The sequence below is a fragment of the Vibrio sp. St2 genome (assembly GCF_947311885.1).
GTDB classification, from domain to species: domain Bacteria; phylum Pseudomonadota; class Gammaproteobacteria; order Enterobacterales; family Vibrionaceae; genus Vibrio; species Vibrio coralliilyticus.
Genome location: NZ_CAMZNA010000001.1, coordinates 457,065 through 478,253 on the forward strand (window position 1 = coordinate 457,065; position 21,189 = coordinate 478,253).

Genomic DNA, 21,189 nt, shown 5'->3' on the forward strand with positions numbered 1-21,189 from the left:
ACGGTTCGTTATTCCAAGCGCTTTTTTATATCTATATGAGTGTAACTGCCAATTTCACTTCAGCCCACTAGTTACCAATGGGTAACTAGTTACTTTTCAGACCCTAATTTTAGAAAGTGAACAATTTCCTTAATGTAATTTGTCAGGGGTTAAGTCAACGTACTTGGCCCATATTCACGATTTCAGTTTAAGGAGCACCCATGCGTTTGATCTTACTTTTAGTCTCTCTTTGCTCGTTTAGCTTCCAAGCAAATGCTGACTACATAAAACCACAATCACCTTCAGAGCTGCACTCTCTGTTTGGACAATATTTTGCGCAACAAGACTTGGAAGGTTTAGGCACACTCTTTCATGAAAATGCCGTTATGATCTTGGATGAGAACGGCAACCAAGCTAAAGGCCATAAAGAGATAAAGCTTGCACTTAAAAGTTTCATGCAAGGTGATGTAGAAATCATCACACGCAGTGTTTCAGTCCATATAAATGGTGATATAGCCATGATTCGTTCTGATTGGGAGATTCCTAATGTCACAAAAGGAACGGCGCTTGAGACGATGATATATGTCGACGGTGGTTGGTTATACATTATCGACAACCCCAATGGGTTTTAATTTACTAAAGTCAAAACAAGCACGGTAAACCAGAACTATCTAATAATACCCACAACTCGTCTTGATTGTCAGCAGATACTCAAGGCGAGTTTATGTTGTAAGGATACGGCGAAAAGTCGTTCAACCCCTTATAAATAAACACTTTCCACACTCCTAAAGCAGAACTCAGGTGTTCACCTGATACCGACCTTAGCTTGACCTAGGCAAACTAAACACAACAACAAAAACAGAAGGTCGTTGATATGAAAGCATTACAAGTGGTGTTGTTCTATAAGCCTGGTCATATCGATTATCAAGGAAAGCGAACAGAGGTGGCAGCGAACCAGCTCGTTATGGTCGGGGAAGAGGCCGAAATACATGCGGCAAACCGCAATGACTGGATGAGCGTATTCTTTTATCCGGGTGAAATTTGTTTAGTTTATCCATTACTAACGGACCTGATTAAATCCAGCGATACAGCTACTCAACCTGCAGTTGGCGAAGTGAACGCGGTTCCTGTGTTTGATGAACTGGTGAATGTCATTCAGCAGCTTCACAAAGTAAACAAAGCCGTGATGTTGCGGTTCGTCTTTACCTATTGCCTTGAGATGGACAAGCCTTACTTCTCCAATCTTCTTAACCTATACGCGAATTCTAACGATAAAGTTTTTGATTTTGTAAACAAGCATCTATACGAGCAATGGACAGTATCTCGCTACGCCGAAAAGCTCGGAATGGAAGTGACTAAGCTCAACACGGCTTTTTACAAATATTACGGCCAATCAACTAAAACCTGGTTGACCGAGCAACGCCTAAACTACGCAAAACAAGTGATTTTAGAAACGGATCGTAAGATCGCTGACGTCGCTTTTGATGCCGGTTTTAGTAGCCACTCCCACTTTATTGGTGCTTTCAAAAAGCGCTACCAATGCAGCCCATCCGAGTTTCGTGCGGGTAGCAAAAGATAGGAGGTCGATATGGATCTTAATGCGATTATCAACCAATTGTCCCAGATGTCTGCCCAATCAGCACAGGACATTAAAACCAAAATGGCACAAGCGGACCCCAACAACCCAGATCAAATGCTGCAAGCCCAATTTTCAGTGCAGCAATATTCCAACTTTCTAGGGTATGAGAGTGCCTTGATCAAAGCAGTCAAAGACATGGTGCAGGGGATCATAGCGAAGATATGAACAGTTCAGACAAACAACTGCTTGTTGAAGCAGCACTGGCAGCGGCAAACCACAGGCTAGAAAAACATGCACTTAGCATCGTAAATGTTTTCCCTTTACTGATTGAAAATGAAGAAGACAGACGAGTTTGTGCCAGCTTGATCTATTTTGCTCTCGACAAAAGAGCTCAGGCAATTCGCTCTTTGAACGGGTTACATACGCCTCAAGCTGAAGGTTTGCGTTATTTGTACGTATCGACCACTGAAAGTGCAGACACACAGAAAATTTGTTCACTGATTACCGGAGGTCAACATGGAACTGAGTGCAATTGCTAAAGCAACCTATTCGGCTCTGGATAAGCAGGCTGAAACAGTCAACCCAGATAAAGCCATGGTGGATAAGTTCAGCCAACTAATGCAACAGGGAACACAGGAAACAGCCAAGCTCAATGACATTATCGGCCCAATGCCTAACTCGAATGCTCCTATGGGGATTTCACCCGATCAGGCTATTCAGAGCCAAACTATGGTGACAAGAGCTTTAGTGGAAGTCGATCTTGCAGCAAAAACGGCTGGTAGCGTTTCTCAATCGATCAACAAACTGGTGACAATGCAATGAAAAAGTTCAAATGGCTAGCCTTAGTAATGGCTTTGCTGTTGACAGGTTGTAAAGTCGAACTCTACCAAAACCTGCCGCAGTCTGAAGCCAACCAAATGGTGGCGTTGCTTATGCTCAATCATATTGATGCAAGCTCAGAAACTGACGCAAAAACGGGCAAGGTAACACTGAAGATCGAAAAAGATCAATTCATTAATGCGGTTGAATTGTTAAGACAAAATGGTTATCCGAAGGCCGAATACGTTGGTATCGAGCAGCTATTTCCTTCCGGTCAGCTTGTCTCTTCCCCAGCTCAGGAAGACGCCAAGATGAGCTATTTAAAAGAGCAACAATTGGAGAGAACACTATCTAGCATGGATGGTGTTATCAGCGCACGAGTATCAATTGCTCAAAGCGATAAGAACACCAATACAGGACGTGCAGCACCCAGTGAAAAATCGGCTGCTGTGTACATCAAGTACTCTCCGGAGGCGAACTTAGGTAACTCAGAATCCCAGATACGGAATCTGATTAAAAATGCGGTTCCTGATTTGCAATACGAAAACATCAGTTTGTTCTTACAACCCGCAGACTTCCGTTATCAGCCAGTCGTTCAACCTAACTCCGATTGGGACGATGTCCAGAACTGGCTCGTCGCAAACAAAACTCCGGTAACCGTTGGTTTAGGTAGTGTGCTTATTGCCGGTGTAGCTGGGCTGGGGTTAAGCCGAAGAAAAGAGGGCTGAAGATGGTTGTTGATACGATATCGCAGAACAAAATGTTAAGGCAGGTCAGCTCAAGATTGCATCCTCAATGGTGGTCAAAATTGGATTTGGAGGTTCTGCAGTCTGCCCGAGAACACAATCAATTGGTGAGCAAGAGACTTGATAACGTCATTCTAAGCCGCTCAGGGTGTCAGCCAGTATGGCTAAGTGAGTGCTCAGAGGAAATGAATAAGTGGCTGTCTGTTTTGCCAAGAATCTCTCTACTTGCGACAGCCGCTGGGTTGTTGTCGCAAAACTGCCCAGATTACTTGTGGGATAGCAGCTATCGAAGCGTCTTACGACAGAAATTTACTCAACCTCAAATTGAACAGTTGATAGCTCTATGGCCAGCGGGTAGCGAACCTCCAGCATGGTCAGCAAACAATGTTCTGGAACAAGCTGAGCTTTTTAGTGCCAGCGCCATCTACCACCTTTGGAGCGATCAACCTTTTTGGTCGCTGTTTCGCCTGAGCTTACCGGTATTCGATACACCAATTGCACTTGCTCAAGACGACATAGAGCGTGTCGAAAGCTGGATATTCAGATTGGAGCGTTTTTTATGAAGCCATTTGCTATATCAGTAACGCATTGTGACTTAGACAAATCTGGTGGCACGGTTTCCAAACAACAAATTGAATCAGCCATCCGCAGAACACATTGTGAGTCGAATGCCCGTCAACGAATAGCTGCAATCATTCGTCAAGCACGTCTGAAAAGGGATGAGGCCCATCACCAAGCCGAATGTATCCTTCAAGCAGCACACCAAAACGCGGAGCAATTGGAATCGACATGGCGAGAACAAGCCCAGCAACAGGCAATAAAGGAGTCGGTTAGTTGGCTTGTCGAACAAGGGGAGCTTGAACGTAGCCTAATCGAAAACTTGAAAGGGCGTATTCGTCAGCAAGTACGCAATGTTATTGAGCAATGGTCCACAGAGCAGGACATCAGCCAATTTTTGGTCAAGCGAATAAGCGCTCAAATCGCTGCTCAAACAACCAAACAGAGCCTGACGCTTTTTGTTCCTCAAGAACATTATTCGACGATGGAACGTGAGTTTGGGGAGAATTTAAATGTGCAGGTCAAAACTGAGTTGAATCGAGCTCAAGCAGAGCTGTCATCAAACAGTTTGGTTGTAAGAATCGATCTCGATCAGCAATTGCGAACACTACTCGATTCGTTCTCCCATCCTAGTCAGCAGTCGACAGCTTAAGAGAGGAGTTTAGAAAATGAGAGTTGATGGAAACGCCGGTGCAGAGTTTCATGCATTCCCGCAAAATACGCCCAACACCGCGCCAGCCAATGAGTCAACCGCCTCGCTAGCGAGTGCAGCCCTTGCTGAAGTAAGAGCCGAAGCGATGGAAGAAACCATGGAGGGGTTAAGCCTTGGGCTGAGTAGCATGATGAAGCGTTTGAACCTAGCCGCTAAAGCGCAGGACCCGATGATGAATGGCATGGAAAAACTTCTCCAGCAAATGGACGAGATGGCACGCCAGTCAATCAATCGAATCTCTGAGCAGCTTTCTCAAATGAAAGACGCTTCTCAGGTGTTTTCTGCGCTAGAAAAGTCAGGCTTAGACAAGGGAAAGATCGCCTTGGTTTTGACGTCTCTTCTTGGTTTTAAGGGTTTAGACCCAGCGATGAAGAAACAGCTCAAGAAACGCCTTGCTGAACTGCTCGCGGAAGAAGAAATCGAGCTAGAAATCTTAGCTGCCGCGCAAGGGATGAATGTTGATAAGAATGGCTTACGTGCAGTTCGCCAGCTCTATCAACATGCCAAACGAGGTGAAAAAGGCCTAGCGCATTGGTTTGAGCTATTAGAGCAGCATGAAGATAGACGACAGTATATTCGCATCCTTATTCGCTCCATGGCTGAACCGCTTGATGAAGGCCAAAGACGTGACGATATGACCAAAGTTGCTGCCACAGTTGAAGACTTAAAACGGTTATTGCTGTTTCTTACATTTGAAGACCATTGCATCTCTCTGGCTAAGGCGATGGTGTTGGAGCCTCATTCTGTTATGTCTGCCACGATAGAGTTGCTTGAGCAGTCCTGGATATATCCAGACGCACTATCACTGATTATCAATCGGTTAGCGCTGGTTGATGAACGTAAAGTGGTGTTCCTGCGACGCTGGAAAGACTTAATGGCGGTAATGGCTGAAGCCTGTTATCGAGATCCAGAACAAAAAGAGCACGTTCAGGAAGCCATGCTCGAACTTCTAGACCAATGGAACGAATGATCAATCCGTTAAGGGGAGAACGACAATGAATCATGAACTACTGCTAAACCGCCTTGGTGAAAAATTGGGGCTGCCTTTGGTGTTTGACCAGTCAAACCAATGCATGTTGCTGTTGGATGAGCATCTTATGGTGTCGATGGCGCCAAATGATCAAGATTGGATGCTGAGATGCATGCTGACGACAGTAGAACCTGAAATTGAGGGTAAAACTTTTAAGCGAGCACTTCAGCTTAACCATGCGTTAAATGAGCTGGGTATTGGTCATATCTTCTATGAAGAGAGCACCCGCGCGCTTCTATATCAGGTTCGTATTCATTCTCCTCAAAACGGTGACGAGATTTTCGAACAACTCACTGAAGTGGTTAGTCAATATGAACAACTACACACCGACTTTCATCAAAATAATTTTTCCAATGAACACGTTACATCACTAGGAGGCGTTTATTATGCCGATTGAACTGAACCAATTTACAACCAGTGTCGAAAATGGCCAGCTAACACTGGCTGATAGCGTTTCTGGCGACCCAATTATCGTCACATCTCAGTTCAGCTTTGCAGAAAAGGTGATGCAATGGTTAACCCAGATTCCTTTACTAAGTGATCTGAGTGCAGTTCAGGAATTTGTACAAAAGCAAACTGAGGGAAACCTTAAAACACTAGGTGTATTCCTGAGCGCGTTAGCGCATGAATATGGTGAAGAGTTTGCAGGCAAGGTAGCCAACAAGATGGACTTTAGCGGTCAGACACCGCTGACATCTCGTTTAATCAAACAGTTGACGCAGGATTCTGTCACTGTTGAAAAGAAAGACGCTAAGTCGGTTAACAGTGCAGATAGACAGATTGAAACTGATAATAAACCAGTGGATACGTCAAATTCGCCTAAAACTATCCCGATGTCTAACTTGGAGCAAGCGGCACAGTCTATCACTGGTTATATCCGCCCAGCACCGTTGCCTTCGCCAAGCTCTCTCTCTTACATGAGTAGTTTCTTTTATAGTGAAACTGCATCGATGCAAAACCTTCAAAAAGAAGTCTCTGCCTATAATCAAGCAATTAAGGAAAACACTCTTGCCGATGAAGCAGATAAGCTCGCTCAGGTTTTCCAGAAACCACTTGCTGTTGAAGTAGTAGCAACAAGTATTGAAACTTTCTCAGCGAAAGCACAAGAGCTAAAGGATGCGTTAGCAAAAGTAGAATCGGCTATTGAGCGGCTCCCTAAAGCGCAACAAAATGACGCAATTCAGTTAAAGCGATCAGTGTTCAAAGAGAACGATAGACTTGACGTAATCAATTCATTGGCGAGTAGTTACAGCCATGCTTGGAAATTGGAATCTACGGGGTACCAAGCATTTGAGAAATTCTATGCGACTTGTTCACCTTCGTTGAAATCTGCTCTTACCCCAGAGCTGACAAAACTAAGCTACGAACTCATTTCTAATTCGCCAAGCTTAGATAGTGAGACTTTAGCAAACCGTCTGTCAGATAAACTTGTTCAATATGCCTCAGATATGTCGACCGTTAATCTTCGAGTATTGTCTGAAGTTTTGGCGGAGAAGGTGCCATCATTAGCCAATGACGTGCTAACGCCGTTTCCTAAAGAGGAACAAAAGGCACAACTTGGTGCGATCAATCTGATTAGACAAGCACTTAGCCAGAGTAGATCTGAACTTAAGGAAGAACAAAAGGGCATCGAAGCTCGATTGGATATTCCCAGTAAAATTATCCAGCTTCGCCACGGTGCGGCTGTATTCGCCAAAGAGATGCAGCAGTTTATTGAGTCTGACTCGACGGTGGAAGACCAATTTGCCGCTACTTTAGCAGCGTTGACAGGAAACGTCTGGTTAGTCGTAAAGGGTGATAGCTTAATGCCCGATGACTTGACCGATTACGATGACTTAGATCTGACGGAACAGGTTAGAAATGAGCTTCCTCATGTCGAAATCAGTGATAAAACACGTAAGCTAGCCGAAGATGTTATTCAAGCGCAGCATCGTCTTTCTTGGTTAGACAGAAAGAACAGCATCACTCATGAGCGAAACAATCGAGCTGGTGTTGATATCTATGCAGATATTCAACGCAAGCAGTTGGCTGATAACATCACTCGAAACTTGCCTTTATACACCGATTATCTTGATGAGAAGATTAGTGCGGCAAAAGCCTATGTTGCCTCGTTAGAAGCACTAGCGAGCCTTGATATTAGTGACGGTGTCACTAATCAAATTACAGTAATGCATGAAGATGCCAAGCACCAGCTTACTCGTCTCACAAAACTTGAAGCGCAATGCAGGACTGTACAAATAGCGCAAGATACTAAAGTACTTCTTGGAAACAAGTTGGCGCGTCTGGATACCATGTTAGATCAAACCATCGACGCAAATACGAAACGACTTAACCTGCAAGGATTCTTGTCTTTCTTATCACCTTTGAGAGCTAATAACGATCAGGTACGTACTCTGGTATTAGAGCGTAAAGAGCTACAAGTCGAGTTAGACAAGCAAGAAAAATATGTCGTTGATCTATATGGAAAGGACTGGCGAAGTAAGCCTGAAGTCGAGTCAGAAAAAGAAGTAGCTCAATTGAAAAGTCTTGAGTTGAGTAAGGCGTCTCTCGTGAAAGATATCGAGCTGCTGGATGACGAGTATGAGAAGTCCATGCTCGAGCTAACTCATTTTGACCGTCAAGTAACAAAGGAAAAAGGTTATCCGGGTGTAAGCGGGAACAGCCTAGAATCTTGGTCTGCGTGGGTAAAGCAGAATGTAGCAGGCAATTGGTCAGGGGATTATCGCCCTGATTTAAGTACCTTGATTCTGGAACGCCAAATGGCAAAGGTAGGCATTAATAGTTATACAGAGGCTTATCAGAAGCTTTATAACACATTGTCTTCGGGTGAACTTAGTTCTAATTATCAGGGTGTTATGAATACACTTGGACAACTGCATAACTGGGCAATGGTACATCCTGTAGAGTCACAAGCACTTGCTGGTAACTTGACACACGCCTATCAGATAATCAGTTCGAACAGTGGTTGGTTTGGCAATGATCTTGCTGCTATGGCGTCAACAGTCTGGAAAACGGGCACCATAGAAAATCAAGTTAAAGACATCCTGCAGGGACGTCGAGAGTTTCTGCCTAGCCACGAATCTATGTCAATGACAGCAGAAATGATTGCTTTACTTCATTTGGCACAGTGTGCGCCATACATGGCTGGTGCAGCGAAGGGAGCTGCCGGAAGTGGCCTTGTTGCAAATGGAGCTAGTCAACTCGTCTCTGCTTTAGTTCCAGGTTCCACACTCGTAAAACCGATGGCTAGCATGTTCGGAGGTTTGGTACAAACATGGTCAGAGCGCAAAATGGCCAACGTTGTTAACCGACATCGTTCCACTGAAGTGATGGTCAATGCTTTGATGGCAGGTATTCGTAAGCAAGGCAGCTTCAACGAGCGTGCACAAGCTGTTGCGTCCTATGCGATGCAACGTCAAGCACTTCAAGACGTCGGTACGCTTTCCAGAGATTGTTTCGAAACCAGCAAAGCGGGTGCAATGAGCCGGATGTGGCAGGACGCTAAAAATACCTGGCAAGAGATGAATTGGAAAGCGAAAGCTTTTTCCGTTGCGACCACAGCAGCAGTAACACTGAGCGGGGCTTCGATTGTAGCATTAATTGTCTTCGCTATTGTTGGAACAGGGGGACTTGCCATTGCCGCTATTGCGGGTGTTGGTACAACGCCAATTAGTGCTTATTTTTCCAGAACAGCAATGAACTTAATTGCTTCGACTAACTTCCTCGGAATGAATGATGCGCACAACAGAGCAAAAGAAAAAATGACTCAGCAGCGTGTCGATGAAGCCTTAAGGCAGCTTGCAAACAAAACCAAAGATGATCAGCGATTAGGAGACTTACTGGGTGATTCACTTAAAGATGCTGGTCAACTGATACAACTTAGTCATTTACCTGAGGACCAACGAGAAAAATCATTTCGTTATCAGATCTCGAGTATTGCTTCTGAACGTGAGCAACAGATGATTGAACAGAATGCACGCAATAAAGCCGAACTGATAGAAACAGCCAAATCATATGTACCTGAAGCACTGCTTAAGGATGAGAATGGCGCTATTGATTGGGACAGTTGTTACCAGCAAGTCGAACAAGCGTTAGTCAAGCAGGCCGCTTAAGACTCATGTCGCCCCGGAACAATCCGGGGCTTATTTCAGGTGTAGACCTGATATCCCCATCACCATAATCCTCGCATCATAGAACCATAGGTAATTTATGGAACGATTATGGATCTGCAAATCACGAGAAACATTGAACAGCTTATTGCGTTGCTCAGGCTGCCAGTAGTTCAGGTTTCAGACATCATAGAGATTCACCAGAAACCTTTTGGCTTAAGGCTGGAAGTGCAGGGCACTCGACTCATGCTGACTTCGTGGCTATTGGAGAGTAATGGTCATGACTTGGACAGTGCACTTAAGAGAAACCAGCCCGAACAATTCAATGGATTACCTCAACGTATTTTTCCGATTAAGAGCCAACTGTTTATTAGCGCACTATGCCCTGAACAGTTTGATGCACATCAGTGGTTTCGTTTGTGTCAGAAGCAACGTCAGTTTCTGTCACAATTAGGTGGAGGAGAGTAGCTATGTCAATCGCAACACGTTGGTTAGCGAAAGTAGCCGGAAGACAAGACATCATCCTCAGCGCAATGCTGGTGATCGCTGTATTTATGATGATTCTACCTTTGCCGACAACCTTGGTGGACGTACTAATCGCCGTCAATCTGGGGATGTCTATCATCCTGCTTATGATTGCAATCTATATTCGTGATCCGCTTGAGTTTTCTGCGTTTCCTTCCATGTTGCTGATCACCACCTTATACCGCCTCGCGCTGACCATAAGTACCAGTCGACTGATTTTGCTTCAACATGACGCTGGCGAAATCGTGTATACCTTTGGCGACTTCGTGGTCGGTGGGAATCTGGCCGTTGGTATTATCGTCTTCGCCATCATCACTATTGTTCAGTTCATCGTGATTACTAAAGGTTCAGAGCGTGTCGCAGAAGTCAGTGCACGATTCTCGCTTGATGGTATGCCCGGCAAACAGATGAGTATTGATGGAGATATGCGTGCTGGGATAATTGATGCGAAAGAAGCGAAGCGTCAGCGCTCAGTGGTTCAAAAAGAGAGCCAGCTTTACGGTGCAATGGATGGGGCGATGAAATTCGTAAAAGGTGATGCCATTGCGAGTGTTATCGTGATCTTAACTAACATCTTTGGTGGTATTGCTGTTGGAGTCCTTCAGCACAATATGTCGGCGTCAGAAGCGCTAAATACTTACGCTATTTTATCCGTTGGTGACGGGTTAATTGCTCAAATTCCATCACTGCTTATCTCAATAACTGCGGGTTTAATCGTGACTCGTGTTCCGGGTGAAACCAAAAACAACCTTGCCAATGAATTGGTTCAACAAGTTTCTCGTCAGCCTTCATCACTCCAGATGGCCGCAGCGGTGATGTTTGTGTTTGCGATCATTCCAGGTTTTCCTTGGTTCGTATTTGGTCCTTTAGGTTTAGCAGTGTTGGGGGCATCTTTTTGGTTAACTCGAAAAGAGAAAAACAAAGAGGATCATCAGGGCTTTGTTGCCAATGAGAATGTTGAAGCCAGTGGTGAGCAAGAAATGACGCCCGGAGCTGTGCCTCTTATGTTGGCGATTGGTGAAGACTTGATTGAAGAAAATCTAAACAAGTCGCTTCAAACGCTTAGATGGAAGATGTTTGAAAAACTGGGTTTACCTCTTCCTGAAATTCAGATGCAAGTGCTACGCAATGGCCGTCAAGATGAATTTGAACTGCTCTTATATCAAGAGCCTATCATCAAGCTGAATTTGGCGAAGCAGAACATCCTGACACTGAAAGGCATCGATGGGTTAGACAGTGAGCAGAATAAGCTAGCGTTTAATCAGCAAATCTTACATTGGCATCCAGTCGAGGCGTTAGAAACCATCCAACTTTCAGGGCAGGATTACTATCAGGGTAACGATATTGCTATTCGCCTTGTTGAAATGGCCGCTCAGCATTACGCCAAAGAGTTTTTGGGTGTGCAGGAAACGCGTTACCTGATGGATTCCATGGAAATGCGTTATGCCGAACTGGTCAAAGAGCTGCAGCGTTTATTACCTGTTAGCAAAGTGACTGAAATTCTTCAGCGCCTAGTCGAAGAAAACATCTCAATCCGAGACTTACGTACCATCTTCGAAACGCTTGTGGAATGGGCGTCGAAAGAGAAGGACACCATTATGCTGACGGAGTACGTGCGTGTCGCCCTGCGCAGACATATCCGGCGCAAGTTTACTGTTGAAGAGGGCTGGATTCCGATGTTGCTGATTGGTGACAGTATCGAAAACCAAATCCGTGAATCTATTCGTCAGTCAGCGGTTGGGGCATATAGCGCGTTAGATCCAGAAGAAGAGCAGAAGATCATTACGTTGATTAAAGACAAATTGCCGGGTCACATGCCTTGTGTACTGCTGACGTCATTGGACGTAAGGCGCTATCTGAGAAAGATCGTTGAGCCAACCATGCCGATGACACCTGTGTTGTCTTTTCAGGAGATAGGCGACGACGCCAGCATCAAAGTGATTGCGCAAGTCGACACATTAGCGGAGGTGCCAAATGCAATTGCCGGATAAAACGAATTTAGCCGAAGCACTCAATCAGCAACTGTTTCCCGATCTGCCTCTGGCACCGACATTTCGCCGATTTGGAAAAATTCTGGAAGTCACGTCGACGTTAATTCGTTCCACCTTACCCGGAGCAAGGCAAGGCGAGCTGTGCATGATTGGTAATGATCTCAAAGCAGAAGTGGTGGCCATTAAAGGTGAAGAGGCGTGGCTATCACCTTTTCGCTCAACAACAGGGATCGGGACTGACATGAATGTAGAGCCCATGGGGCATGGTCATAGAGTGATGGTCGGTGAAGAATTGCTCGGGCGTGTGGTAGACGGATTGGGTCACCCGATGGATGAGAGTAATTGGGTTGGTAAATGGCGAGAAAATCACGGCGAAGCTCCCGATCCATTAAAGCGTAAGTTGATCAGTAAAGTCATGCCGACTGGGATCAGAGCTATCGACTCAACGCTCGCTTTAGGCGTGGGTCAGCGTGTTGGTATTTTTGCCGCAGCTGGTGGCGGTAAAAGTACACTGCTTGGCATGCTAGCGGGTCACTGTGAAGCGGATGTTATCGTGTTGGCCTTAGTTGGAGAGCGGGGAAGAGAAGTCCGTGAGTTTATCGAATATTGCCTTCCACCAGCCGCGAAAGAAAAAACAGTATTGGTTGTTGCGACGTCTGATAAGCCACCTCTGGAACGGATGAAAGCAGCAGTAACAGCAACGACGATTGCAGAGTATTTTCGTGACCAAGGTAAGAATGTTCTGCTTATGGTTGATTCATTGACTCGTTTTGCGCGAGCGGGGCGTGAAATTGGCCTTGCCGCAGGTGAACCACCAGTAGCTAACGGGTTTCCGCCAAGTGTGTTTGTTCAACTTGCTTCTTTACTTGAGCGAGCGGGACCAGCGCCTGTCGGGAGCATTACCGCTATCTACACCGTGCTGGTGGAAGGAGACAATATGAACGAGCCTGTTGCAGATGAAGTACGCTCAATTCTTGATGGTCACATTGTGTTATCACGCAAGCTAGCTGGCGCGGGACATTATCCAGCGATTGATGTTAATGCAAGTGTAAGCCGCGTTATGGATCAGATTGTCACTGCCCAGCACAAAGATGACGCCAAGCACCTAAGGCATTTGTTAGCGCTCTATCAAGAAGTACAGTTACTCATTCGAGTCGGTGAATACCAACCGGGTCAGGATCCTGCCACAGACGAGGCAGTGGCTAAGTTTGACTCAATTGAGCGCTTTCTCTGTCAGGGGGCGAACGAACCTTCACCGTTCAAAGAGACACTTCAGCAGTTAAATCAATTAAACGGAGGGTAAGTGATGGCACTATCCAGTCAGGAAATTGATCTTATCGAACAACTGCTTCATGTGCGTAAACGTAAAGAAGAGCGGCTACAAGCCCAATGGAATCAGCTCAACGAACAACAAGATAAATGCAAGCATGAAAAACAACGCTCGTATCAAGAGTGGCTTATTTCACGGGAGGCGTTAACAAACCCTCTGCAAACTGAAGATGTTATGGATCGTAGTCAACTGAACCAACTCCTAGGAGAAAAGCGGAGTCAGTATATTGAAGAGCGTTCTAAAGCCGATTCAGTCGAGGACTGGCATAAACGAATCGAGCAGTTGGAACGTGAAAAGTCAGAACTATGGAGCCAGAAAACAAAGCTGATAAGAGGTCAGGAAAAGCTAAAAGAGGTGCTGGATGAGTAACAAAATTGAACATGTGAATAGTACTGCTTGGCGTGTTGAAGGCGTTGCTGGTCGTCATGAAGCCGATCCTGAGCTTAGACAGCGATTTACGACTCTTTTCCATACACAACCAGATGTAGAAGCACAAACCGATACACCAGATACCTCCGCGCGGGTGCCACCTTCCATTTTAAATGAATTATCCGCAGTGAATCATGTAACCAAATGGGGCAATGCAGAGCTACACAGAGGTGAAAATAGTCTTTCGTTTAAATTGCTCAACGGCCCGATGTCGGGCTTAGTGATCTTTGCTCAATGGGACGCGCAAGGCGTTGCGTTAACTCTGAAACCCAAGAACCAAAAACAGCAAGACGCACTGAATCGCATCATGCCGAAAATAAAAAGCCGTCTCAATGAATCCGCGTTAAAAATGACAATAGAGGTAAACCGCCATGACAGATCTAATTGAAATGAGCAAGGTGATTGGCACTGGTTTAGAAAACCAGCAGTGTCAGATGTCGTTACAGAAAGTTGCGGGGGAAGGTCAGTTTTGGTCATATCGAAGTGATTCAAAGAGCGGCATATGGTGCAGCCATTCCGATTGGAATCAGGGTGTTACTGAGATAACTGCTATCGAATCGTTAAGCATGATCCCTGAAGATCTTTTCCCAACACTCGTCGCTGCAATGTTTTCCGCAGTGAGCATTCCGTTTGTCAGAGATATCAGCACGCAAGGCTCTGAGTGCTGTCTGCTCGATGGCATCTATCCGGTCGTACAGTGTCAGGGTTATCAGTTCGTGTTGGTTGGGTTTAGCGCCGCATGGCTAAAGCGTCTGACTACGCATTGGACGCATTACTCAGGGGAAAGTATCAAAGTTAGTGTGCCTTTGGTCGCAGGCTACACAACGGATATTGAGCCAATCTCACAAGGCAATGGAGTGTGGTTAAAAGAAGGTGTAGACCCTGATGAAGGTAAAGCGATCTTGTGGTGGGATAAACCGCTGGCAATCGTTCAGTTCGAGGGAGAGCAAACATGGTCTGTGGAGCAGGTATTCGCTCCATACTCATTTTCTGAAGCGGTCAGTTATGTTCATGTTGCCTCACTCGAAGTTGATTTACCTACGTTGCTGCAATTGGTTGAGGGGCAAACTATCGAAGCACCACTGACGTGTGAAACCGCGTGTAAACTCGTGTCCGGCAACCATTGCATTACCTCAGGCGAACTCTTAGTCAGTCATGATGGGGTGGTTTTCTACGCGAACAATACGCATACAGAAGCCGCTTAAATCTAACGGAATTTTGGGGCTGGGCCGGTTGGTCTGACTTATCGGCTTTTTGCATAATAAGCCTCAACGCCAAAGAGTCACATCTGGTCAAACCACATTTCTCGTCTATTTTTCCTGTTTTGATATTGAACGTTTGAAAGCCATTTCATAGTTATTGCGACAGCATAGGTACTCCTTTAGTTACCCGTTTCAAGGCTCCGTATGTCAATCTAGAGGAGAGGTTCTTATGTCACTCAATATTAGCGGCACTTTTGACCGCACCATTAGCGATGCTCGCATTGAACATGTAAAGCAAGCAAATACAAAAGAAGAAGCTACCTACATGGGGCTTTGGGATAAAATCAAAGATTGGTTTTGTGGAACAGATAAAGCTCAAGCGCTTGCGCATCTATATGAAATCACACATGAAGTTGATGTTGAAACTTCTGAGTCAGCCTCTAAGAAAATGGAAGCATTCTGCAAGCTGAATCAATTGGCGGGTAGTGGCTTTACTAATCGCTTTCAAGGAGAAGTTATCGATAACCATGATGGCACATACAGTTTTGAGTTTGAAATCACGGATGTGTTGGAAAAAACACGTGTGAATTATGGTGAAACATCGAAAGAAGCGGATTGTATCCTTGGGCGAGAGCTGACGAATCACTCACAATATTTGCTTGAAGGTAACGTCAATCGCAACGGGCTACAGGACGCATTGGCTCGCGTATCATTTAATGATGAGAACGATACGTACCAAGGTGTTACGTCTTGCAAACAAAATCTACTAGCGACGGAACTCCTCAGCCCACAGGCAAAAAGTCAGATGTCAAAAGACAGCCAACTTGCTCAAAAATGGGTAGCAGTGCAAATGAAATGTGTGAGTCACTTCTCTGATCAACGCGCTCGTCTAGAGCAGTTAGAAGGGGTGGGGAATGGTACTCCAAGAGAATGGGTGCAACGAGGGTTAGCTTCACTCAATCAAATTCACGCCTCCGTCAACAAGTACTTTGCAGGTCAACAAGAACCCGTTGAACCTATGTCACTAAGCCGAACATCAATAAAAGAGATAGGTTTGAAGTCAAAACCTTTACCACCAACTCAGGTAGAGAGGTTATTGCCAACACTGACTCTACCACCAAGAAATGACGAAGCGTGGAATATGGGACGCGATGAAGACGGAGAAAAACGCTACCGTGATATTGGGTTAATTGTTCATTTACTAGAATCGTTGAAGAATTATCAAAATACTCGCTGCGAATATCAGGCTGAGCCAAACTTTCAATACAAGGCTGAGAGTGGCGGCGTGCGATCAGATTTTCATCGCGCTGGAGACATAGCAAGAGAGCAATTTTTTAACGCTGCAGCCGCAGCGGGATACGACCTCAACAACCAAGAGATTTATCGACAAGTCGATCATATCGCTGGAATGTATCATTCACTGAATTATGAGTCGCTGTTGACTACAACTGGTACTTTACTGAGCTAACCAAAATAAGAAAACGGAAGGCTCTGCCTTCCGTTTTTAGTTTATTTCAAACAATTTTAAAAACTAGGTTTCAGTTATTTCTACTTATTAGCTTATCGCGAGTCAGACTCTGCAGTAATGTGTTCTAAGTCAATGAGATAAGGAGGAATGGTATAAGCAGAACCGTTAGGTATGTCCCCAATCAAACTTTTGTTTGCCAGCATACCAGATGGAAGTTCTCCGCTTTTGTTAGCAATATCAGGACGAAGTAACTCAATCCCTTCAATAACATTAGGGTTCTGGGCGCTTGTTGCAATAATCCCGTTTAACATGCCTGACATCATCATCGCCTGTTCTGCTACCTGCACAACAGAATCACGGTAGCTTTGATCGGAAAGATCCTGCGGCTTACTAGGATGAACCACTTGCAGGTGCTCGTTGATTCTGTCTCTACTTACAGAGGTGGTTGCTCCCATTAACGGAACGGTGCCTTTTTCATCATTGTGATAGTAGCTTTGCTCGAAGTTCATGTTTCCTAGGCCAAAGTCCACATCAAAATGATGGCCGCCTTTTTCCTTTAAGTAAATCAAGCGGGAAATGTCCGAAAAATGCTTGATGCCGTCCCACTTATCATTACCACCTTTTTGTAAATGGTCACATGCTTTTCTAACCATATTATTCAGTTCAGATTTAGACAGTACACCCGGCTCCGGTTTAGGTAGCGGTTTCTTTCTTAAACGATCGAACGTGCTTTGTGTTGGGTCTGGCTTAAACATCGTATCAATATCACAAACCTCGTACCCATTAGCGCGCAGTATGGTCCTTTGCGTATCTCGTTTGTCGATTTCTTCCTCTAGGAGCACGTCACGTTTCATGAGTTCTGCTTCTAATGAAGAAGAGTACCACATGCTGTGCTTAAACTGGCTCCCCTTAGATTTGTCCGCAGACTCGAGCAGGACATGCATCGCTTCCTGGCTCATCGCGCCACCGGACCAAAAACGATGAATGGTTTGTGGAATAGGTTTGCTCTTATTCGTACCAATCTCTACACCCGCTACTGTAGAAAGTATGTCTAGTATAGGTTGGCGTCGATGATCTCCTTGTGAAGTGAGATCTATTTTCGCATCCATATCCCCAACGACATTAAAGTTGTTTTGACCTGCTTTCGGCTCGTAATTCTGTACATTTGCCTGCTCGTGTTTATGTTGCTGAAACTTCGCTTTATGATGAGCGCTGCGACCGATGATTGGATCGATCTCTTTACTTTGACTGGCTTGTAGCGGTTTGCTCCCTATCACCTGAGGAATACTCTCAGTTATAGGTGAAGCACCCTGTGGAGGTTGAGAGGAAGACATACTCAAGTTGCTTGTGGTTACTCCTGTTACTTCACCGTATTGTGCGCCTGATGATTGACTGGTAGAAGCAGTAGAGGAGGTAGCAATACTATGATTAGCTTGAATTTCGGGCATGACTTAGTCTCCCAATTGAAGTTCATGGTGAAGTAACGCTAACTTGCTAGTAAATCCTCGGAAAACAGTCTCTAAACCATTTTCCTCAACTAACGTTTGTGAACTGACCAAAGCTTTGAGCTCGTACCCGTCGTCACCTAAACCCAAAGTGACTTGACCACCTTCAACGCCTTCTAGCGGAGGGATAATTAGAGAGAGTACGGGAGCAGCGTAATCCATCAGTTTGGAGTTGGTCAGATCTGGTAATTGGCTCCAAAGCCACAGGCCGCTATTCATCCTCGATAACATGACATCAGGCAATCCCTGAATCTGAATCGCCAGTGTATTTTCGGCGTGCAAATCACGCAGTGTTTCCGGTGACAATCCTATATTCACCAAAAAGTGACTGATCAATGTATCCAGTTCCTGATTTAGAACAGGTTGTGAGTTCATCGAGTGAATTGGAGGAGGCATAGGGCTACTCTCGTGTTGAAATATGACCTATTCACGTTATAACGTGCCCAGCAAACTCAATATCTAAACTCATGTGACTCTTATGAAAGCTGGTCTGACCTAAACCATTAAAAACTCAGCATTACTGCAATGTCTTGTACGGTACTTACAACAAAAAACGGAAGGCAATGCCTTCCGCTTTTTCTTCATTACAAACTTAAAGTTTGATTTGCTGCAGCGTTGGTTTCCATCTCGCGTGTGTAGCTTCATCTTCAGGCGTCACGCCAACGTTACGACCATCTAGAATGTTAAGCACATAACGCTTGTTGGTGCCATCGACGTAGCGACTGATCAGCTTGTCGTTTTCCCAGAACCATTTTTGCGCAAGGTTAGAGCTACATGACTCAACGGTTAGGTTCTTATCATCAGAAACCGTCAGACAACGATCTGGTGCAACACGGCTGCGGTAGCGCTCATCGCTATCTAGACCCCAAGTCTGGTTCCAACTTCCGTGACAGCTCCAGCCATCCACTTGACCACCCTCAGCCTCTTTATCGCCGTTGGTACCATAAACATCTAGGCACAAGTCGTTGTTGCTTAACGACTGCAAGGTCACATGTGCCTCAGCTTCAAACAGTGGGTGACTCCAGTCTATACGAACTGTACGTGGAATTGACCATCCTGTCGTTGCCCAACCACCGGGGCCATACACAGAGAACAGTGCTGATGGGATAACATCACCATAGCGTGCTTTAGCAATGAACTTCGCGCCAATCTCGAAATCCGTAGTTCCGGTCTGAGAGACAGGAGCTTCGTATATGACGTCATAGTTAGGCTTGAAGTTAGCGTAAGAGATTGGGTTGAATTTCGATTTATCGAATACCCATCCGCTTCCCCAGTGTGCTGATGTAAAGTAGCAGCCAAGTTCTTCACGGCGTAGCTCTTGACACTCATCAAACTCACGCTCAAAAGCAATTTCAAAATCGCTTAAAGAAGAACGGTTGTTCACGCGGTAGTCTTTGGTATCAAATACCAGTGTTTTTTCATTCTTATAGCTGAATGAACCGCTCACTTCTGCACTGACTTTAGGGCCATCTTTGCCAACTTCCGCGCCGGCTGAGCCGTTAATACCGATCGAATAACCGTGGGTATCACGGTGTTGGTAGTCTTTGTTTTCGTTATGAGGGAAATCGCTGACTTTCTTAGGTACGTAGCCAGACACTGGTTTTACCCATAGCTCGTAGCTGCTCGCAAATGGGCCAATGTACGTGCGACGGTTCGCCCAGCTTTGGAACCAGCTGTGATCTTGTTGAAGATCATCAACGAGATGGAAGCCTGTTCCCGCTTTATCTGCCTCAACAGTAAAACGTACGATCTTAGCGTCAGGTGTGAAACCCTGCGAAGTAGACGACTGAACCGAGCGCATCTGTGATACGTTGACGCGAATATCAACCGATGCGCCAGCGTTACACCAATCTCGCTTCGTATCGAAATCTTTACTTGTATAAAGATTACACGTTAGCTTTGAGCTGGTGATGTAGTAGACCTTTTCAACAACAGGGACGTAGTCGTCCGCGAACGCATTGACAGAAGCAGCAAGTAAAGAAAGAGTGAAAATTGTAGAAGTTTTCATATTACTCACCTCCAAAGCCAAGACGATCAAGAGCATGAACCAAAGACTGGTTAATACTATCTAACTCAGCCGCTGGGTTATTCACTGGGTCACCATTCTCATCGCGGACGTCTGCAACAATGGAGTTGATGATGTTATCGCCTTGATACATGCCAGTAACCACAACAGGTGCATCACTGCCAAGCCCAGTTAACGATTGGCTAAGGTCAATCTTGGCATCTTCACCTGAGACTTGTCTCAGGTCGATGACGACCGTATCACCTTTAACGACATGTGATTTTGCCAGCGCAATATCATCATCTGATGCGGTTCCTACATTGATGTAGAGTGCATCGGTTTTAGCCAAATTTCCGTTGTAAAACTGAGTTGATTGCTGATAGTGCTCAGTGATTGATTGTGAAACTTCACTCTCACTTCCAAGTATCTGAATATCAGCAAATGCATGTGCAGCAAACAAAGAAGAGAGTAGGGTAAGTGTCCCTAACACTTTAGTTTTGTTATTGTGCATACAAAAATCCTCGTAAAGAGTTATTACTTAATAACAATTCAAACGTCAGTTAACTTTCCATGATATTTTGTTGTCATCCTTGAACGAGAATAAATACCTCTTGGAACCAAGCTATATTCCAAATCAATCCCCGTGTTTTATTTAGTAACATGATAAATAGATTTCCGAAAAGAGATTTTTTAGATGGTTTTTCTGAATTCTTATGACCATCAACCAACACATAATGTGATCTCCATTCAGTATGCAAGTGTTGTTAACCCTCCTCGCAATTGCTCATAAATAATACAGATATTGTTCTGTTAATGATCTAAATGCTATTTTTATTATTTAGAAAAGGGACTTAAAAAAGTAGATTTAAAATTGAATTTATCACACCAAGCTATTTGTAACTTATTGTTATAAAACATCTTTAAATCCATGCGCAAGTTTTAGATTACGATTATCAAAACAATCAATAGATCTTAATCTAGTCATAAATATAATTTCATCACTTACGTGTCTCAAAAATGATAATATTAAACACAACAATAAAGTATTTACTCTAATTAAAATTCAAACACCAATTTGATTTTTAGTTAAAAATCAAAACATAGATCACAAACGTTTCTTATAGGAAACTTTAAATATTTTTCTTTTTTATCGTCTGCTCTAATAAGCCAGATGGATTTTTAAGGATGATTATTTAAATACG

Annotated in this window: 22 protein-coding genes; 18 read left to right on the forward strand and 4 right to left on the reverse strand. The window is 44.6% G+C overall.

Annotated elements, in window-relative coordinates:
- Positions 1-200: 200 nt before the first annotated feature.
- The 18 genes from QMA41_RS02055 to QMA41_RS02140 all read left to right on the forward strand — a co-directional run bounded on the left by QMA41_RS02055 (position 201) and on the right by QMA41_RS02140 (position 16,477).
- Positions 201-611 (forward strand): nuclear transport factor 2 family protein, encoded by a 411-nt coding sequence (locus QMA41_RS02055; protein WP_021456314.1) that lies wholly within the window; start codon positions 201-203, stop codon positions 609-611.
- Between the two features lie 242 nt (positions 612-853).
- Complete coding sequence (locus QMA41_RS02060) at positions 854-1,558, forward strand: AraC family transcriptional regulator (protein ID WP_006962224.1); 705 nt, start codon at positions 854-856, stop codon at positions 1,556-1,558.
- Between the two features lie 9 nt (positions 1,559-1,567).
- Complete coding sequence (sctF, locus tag QMA41_RS02065) at positions 1,568-1,783, forward strand: type III secretion system needle filament subunit SctF (protein WP_006962223.1); 216 nt, start codon at positions 1,568-1,570, stop codon at positions 1,781-1,783.
- A complete protein-coding gene (locus tag QMA41_RS02070) occupies positions 1,780-2,097 on the forward strand; it encodes an EscG/YscG/SsaH family type III secretion system needle protein co-chaperone (protein ID WP_006962222.1) in 318 nt (105 codons plus the stop codon). Before sctF ends, QMA41_RS02070 begins: the two co-directional genes overlap by 4 nt.
- On the forward strand, positions 2,075-2,380 hold the full coding sequence (gene sctI / locus QMA41_RS02075) for a type III secretion system inner rod subunit SctI (protein WP_281628715.1): 306 nt from the start codon (positions 2,075-2,077) through the stop codon (positions 2,378-2,380). Before QMA41_RS02070 ends, sctI begins: the two co-directional genes overlap by 23 nt.
- The gene (gene sctJ, locus QMA41_RS02080) at positions 2,377-3,105 is read left to right on the forward strand and encodes a type III secretion inner membrane ring lipoprotein SctJ (protein ID WP_281628716.1); all 729 of its coding nucleotides are present in this window, start codon (positions 2,377-2,379) and stop codon (positions 3,103-3,105) included. Before sctI ends, sctJ begins: the two co-directional genes overlap by 4 nt.
- Positions 3,106-3,107: 2 nt before the next feature.
- Positions 3,108-3,686: a type III secretion system domain-containing protein gene (locus tag QMA41_RS02085; protein WP_281628717.1), complete on the forward strand. Its 579-nt coding sequence runs from the start codon at positions 3,108-3,110 to the stop codon at positions 3,684-3,686.
- Positions 3,683-4,333, forward strand: coding sequence for a type III secretion protein (locus tag QMA41_RS02090; protein WP_281628718.1), 651 nt, complete (start codon positions 3,683-3,685; stop codon positions 4,331-4,333). Before QMA41_RS02085 ends, QMA41_RS02090 begins: the two co-directional genes overlap by 4 nt.
- 16 nt (positions 4,334-4,349) lie before the next feature.
- On the forward strand, positions 4,350-5,363 hold the full coding sequence (locus tag QMA41_RS02095) for an HrpJ domain-containing protein (RefSeq protein ID WP_281628719.1): 1,014 nt from the start codon (positions 4,350-4,352) through the stop codon (positions 5,361-5,363).
- A 25-nt stretch (positions 5,364-5,388) separates the two neighbouring features.
- Positions 5,389-5,820: a chaperone SicP gene (gene sicP, locus QMA41_RS02100; RefSeq protein WP_171347611.1), complete on the forward strand. Its 432-nt coding sequence runs from the start codon at positions 5,389-5,391 to the stop codon at positions 5,818-5,820.
- Positions 5,810-9,535: a type III secretion system effector BopA family protein gene (locus QMA41_RS02105; RefSeq protein ID WP_281628720.1), complete on the forward strand. Its 3,726-nt coding sequence runs from the start codon at positions 5,810-5,812 to the stop codon at positions 9,533-9,535. Before sicP ends, QMA41_RS02105 begins: the two co-directional genes overlap by 11 nt.
- 108 nt (positions 9,536-9,643) lie before the next feature.
- Positions 9,644-10,000, forward strand: a complete 357-nt coding sequence (locus QMA41_RS02110; RefSeq protein WP_038511470.1) for a hypothetical protein — start codon at positions 9,644-9,646, stop codon at positions 9,998-10,000.
- Positions 10,001-10,002: 2 nt separating this feature from the next.
- Positions 10,003-12,048: an EscV/YscV/HrcV family type III secretion system export apparatus protein gene (locus tag QMA41_RS02115; protein ID WP_065740124.1), complete on the forward strand. Its 2,046-nt coding sequence runs from the start codon at positions 10,003-10,005 to the stop codon at positions 12,046-12,048.
- Positions 12,032-13,351 carry an EscN/YscN/HrcN family type III secretion system ATPase gene (locus tag QMA41_RS02120; RefSeq protein ID WP_043008023.1) on the forward strand — a complete coding sequence of 440 codons (1,320 nt, stop codon included), beginning with the start codon at positions 12,032-12,034 and terminating at the stop codon, positions 13,349-13,351. The genes QMA41_RS02115 and QMA41_RS02120 overlap by 17 nt, the downstream gene beginning before the upstream one ends.
- A 3-nt stretch (positions 13,352-13,354) precedes the next feature.
- Positions 13,355-13,747 carry a hypothetical protein gene (locus QMA41_RS02125; protein ID WP_006962210.1) on the forward strand — a complete coding sequence of 131 codons (393 nt, stop codon included), beginning with the start codon at positions 13,355-13,357 and terminating at the stop codon, positions 13,745-13,747.
- Entirely contained in the window at positions 13,740-14,195 is a 456-nt protein-coding gene (locus QMA41_RS02130) for a hypothetical protein (RefSeq protein WP_281628721.1), read from the forward strand. Before QMA41_RS02125 ends, QMA41_RS02130 begins: the two co-directional genes overlap by 8 nt.
- Positions 14,179-15,012 carry a hypothetical protein gene (locus QMA41_RS02135; RefSeq protein ID WP_281628722.1) on the forward strand — a complete coding sequence of 278 codons (834 nt, stop codon included), beginning with the start codon at positions 14,179-14,181 and terminating at the stop codon, positions 15,010-15,012. The genes QMA41_RS02130 and QMA41_RS02135 overlap by 17 nt, the downstream gene beginning before the upstream one ends.
- 226 nt (positions 15,013-15,238) lie before the next feature.
- A complete protein-coding gene (locus QMA41_RS02140) occupies positions 15,239-16,477 on the forward strand; it encodes a hypothetical protein (RefSeq protein WP_281628723.1) in 1,239 nt (412 codons plus the stop codon).
- Positions 16,478-16,569: 92 nt separating this feature from the next.
- Here QMA41_RS02140 and QMA41_RS02145 read toward each other — a convergent pair whose 3' ends face one another.
- The 4 genes from QMA41_RS02145 to QMA41_RS02160 form a co-directional block, all read right to left on the reverse strand.
- A complete protein-coding gene (locus QMA41_RS02145; protein ID WP_281628724.1) occupies positions 16,570-17,925 on the reverse strand; it encodes a hypothetical protein in 1,356 nt (451 codons plus the stop codon).
- Positions 17,926-17,928: 3 nt separating this feature from the next.
- A complete protein-coding gene (locus QMA41_RS02150) occupies positions 17,929-18,378 on the reverse strand; it encodes a hypothetical protein (RefSeq protein ID WP_021456295.1) in 450 nt (149 codons plus the stop codon).
- 196 nt (positions 18,379-18,574) lie between these two features.
- Entirely contained in the window at positions 18,575-19,990 is a 1,416-nt protein-coding gene (locus QMA41_RS02155; RefSeq protein ID WP_043008012.1) for a leukocidin family pore-forming toxin, read from the reverse strand.
- Position 19,991: 1 nt separating this feature from the next.
- Complete coding sequence (locus QMA41_RS02160; protein ID WP_006962203.1) at positions 19,992-20,498, reverse strand: hypothetical protein; 507 nt, start codon at positions 20,496-20,498, stop codon at positions 19,992-19,994.
- Positions 20,499-21,189 lie beyond the last annotated feature (691 nt).

What these genes read in the sequence shown, in the direction of transcription:
- QMA41_RS02085 (WP_281628717.1), top strand. Translation starts at nt 3,108, where the DNA reads ATGGTTGTTGATACGATATCGCAGAACAAAATGTTAAGGCAGGTCAGC.
- QMA41_RS02090 (WP_281628718.1), top strand. Translation starts at nt 3,683, where the DNA reads ATGAAGCCATTTGCTATATCAGTAACGCATTGTGACTTAGACAAATCT.
- QMA41_RS02055 (WP_021456314.1), top strand. Translation starts at nt 201, where the DNA reads ATGCGTTTGATCTTACTTTTAGTCTCTCTTTGCTCGTTTAGCTTCCAA.
- QMA41_RS02115 (WP_065740124.1), top strand. Translation starts at nt 10,003, where the DNA reads ATGTCAATCGCAACACGTTGGTTAGCGAAAGTAGCCGGAAGACAAGAC.
- QMA41_RS02130 (WP_281628721.1), top strand. Translation starts at nt 13,740, where the DNA reads ATGAGTAACAAAATTGAACATGTGAATAGTACTGCTTGGCGTGTTGAA.
- QMA41_RS02070 (WP_006962222.1), top strand. Translation starts at nt 1,780, where the DNA reads ATGAACAGTTCAGACAAACAACTGCTTGTTGAAGCAGCACTGGCAGCG.
- QMA41_RS02145 (WP_281628724.1), bottom strand. Translation starts at nt 17,925, where the DNA reads ATGCCCGAAATTCAAGCTAATCATAGTATTGCTACCTCCTCTACTGCT.
- QMA41_RS02095 (WP_281628719.1), top strand. Translation starts at nt 4,350, where the DNA reads ATGAGAGTTGATGGAAACGCCGGTGCAGAGTTTCATGCATTCCCGCAA.
- QMA41_RS02135 (WP_281628722.1), top strand. Translation starts at nt 14,179, where the DNA reads ATGACAGATCTAATTGAAATGAGCAAGGTGATTGGCACTGGTTTAGAA.
- QMA41_RS02140 (WP_281628723.1), top strand. Translation starts at nt 15,239, where the DNA reads ATGTCACTCAATATTAGCGGCACTTTTGACCGCACCATTAGCGATGCT.
- QMA41_RS02125 (WP_006962210.1), top strand. Translation starts at nt 13,355, where the DNA reads ATGGCACTATCCAGTCAGGAAATTGATCTTATCGAACAACTGCTTCAT.
- QMA41_RS02110 (WP_038511470.1), top strand. Translation starts at nt 9,644, where the DNA reads ATGGATCTGCAAATCACGAGAAACATTGAACAGCTTATTGCGTTGCTC.
- QMA41_RS02155 (WP_043008012.1), bottom strand. Translation starts at nt 19,990, where the DNA reads ATGAAAACTTCTACAATTTTCACTCTTTCTTTACTTGCTGCTTCTGTC.
- sctJ (WP_281628716.1), top strand. Translation starts at nt 2,377, where the DNA reads ATGAAAAAGTTCAAATGGCTAGCCTTAGTAATGGCTTTGCTGTTGACA.
- sicP (WP_171347611.1), top strand. Translation starts at nt 5,389, where the DNA reads ATGAATCATGAACTACTGCTAAACCGCCTTGGTGAAAAATTGGGGCTG.
- QMA41_RS02060 (WP_006962224.1), top strand. Translation starts at nt 854, where the DNA reads ATGAAAGCATTACAAGTGGTGTTGTTCTATAAGCCTGGTCATATCGAT.
- QMA41_RS02105 (WP_281628720.1), top strand. Translation starts at nt 5,810, where the DNA reads ATGCCGATTGAACTGAACCAATTTACAACCAGTGTCGAAAATGGCCAG.
- sctI (WP_281628715.1), top strand. Translation starts at nt 2,075, where the DNA reads ATGGAACTGAGTGCAATTGCTAAAGCAACCTATTCGGCTCTGGATAAG.
- QMA41_RS02160 (WP_006962203.1), bottom strand. Translation starts at nt 20,498, where the DNA reads ATGCACAATAACAAAACTAAAGTGTTAGGGACACTTACCCTACTCTCT.
- sctF (WP_006962223.1), top strand. Translation starts at nt 1,568, where the DNA reads ATGGATCTTAATGCGATTATCAACCAATTGTCCCAGATGTCTGCCCAA.
- QMA41_RS02150 (WP_021456295.1), bottom strand. Translation starts at nt 18,378, where the DNA reads ATGCCTCCTCCAATTCACTCGATGAACTCACAACCTGTTCTAAATCAG.
- QMA41_RS02120 (WP_043008023.1), top strand. Translation starts at nt 12,032, where the DNA reads ATGCAATTGCCGGATAAAACGAATTTAGCCGAAGCACTCAATCAGCAA.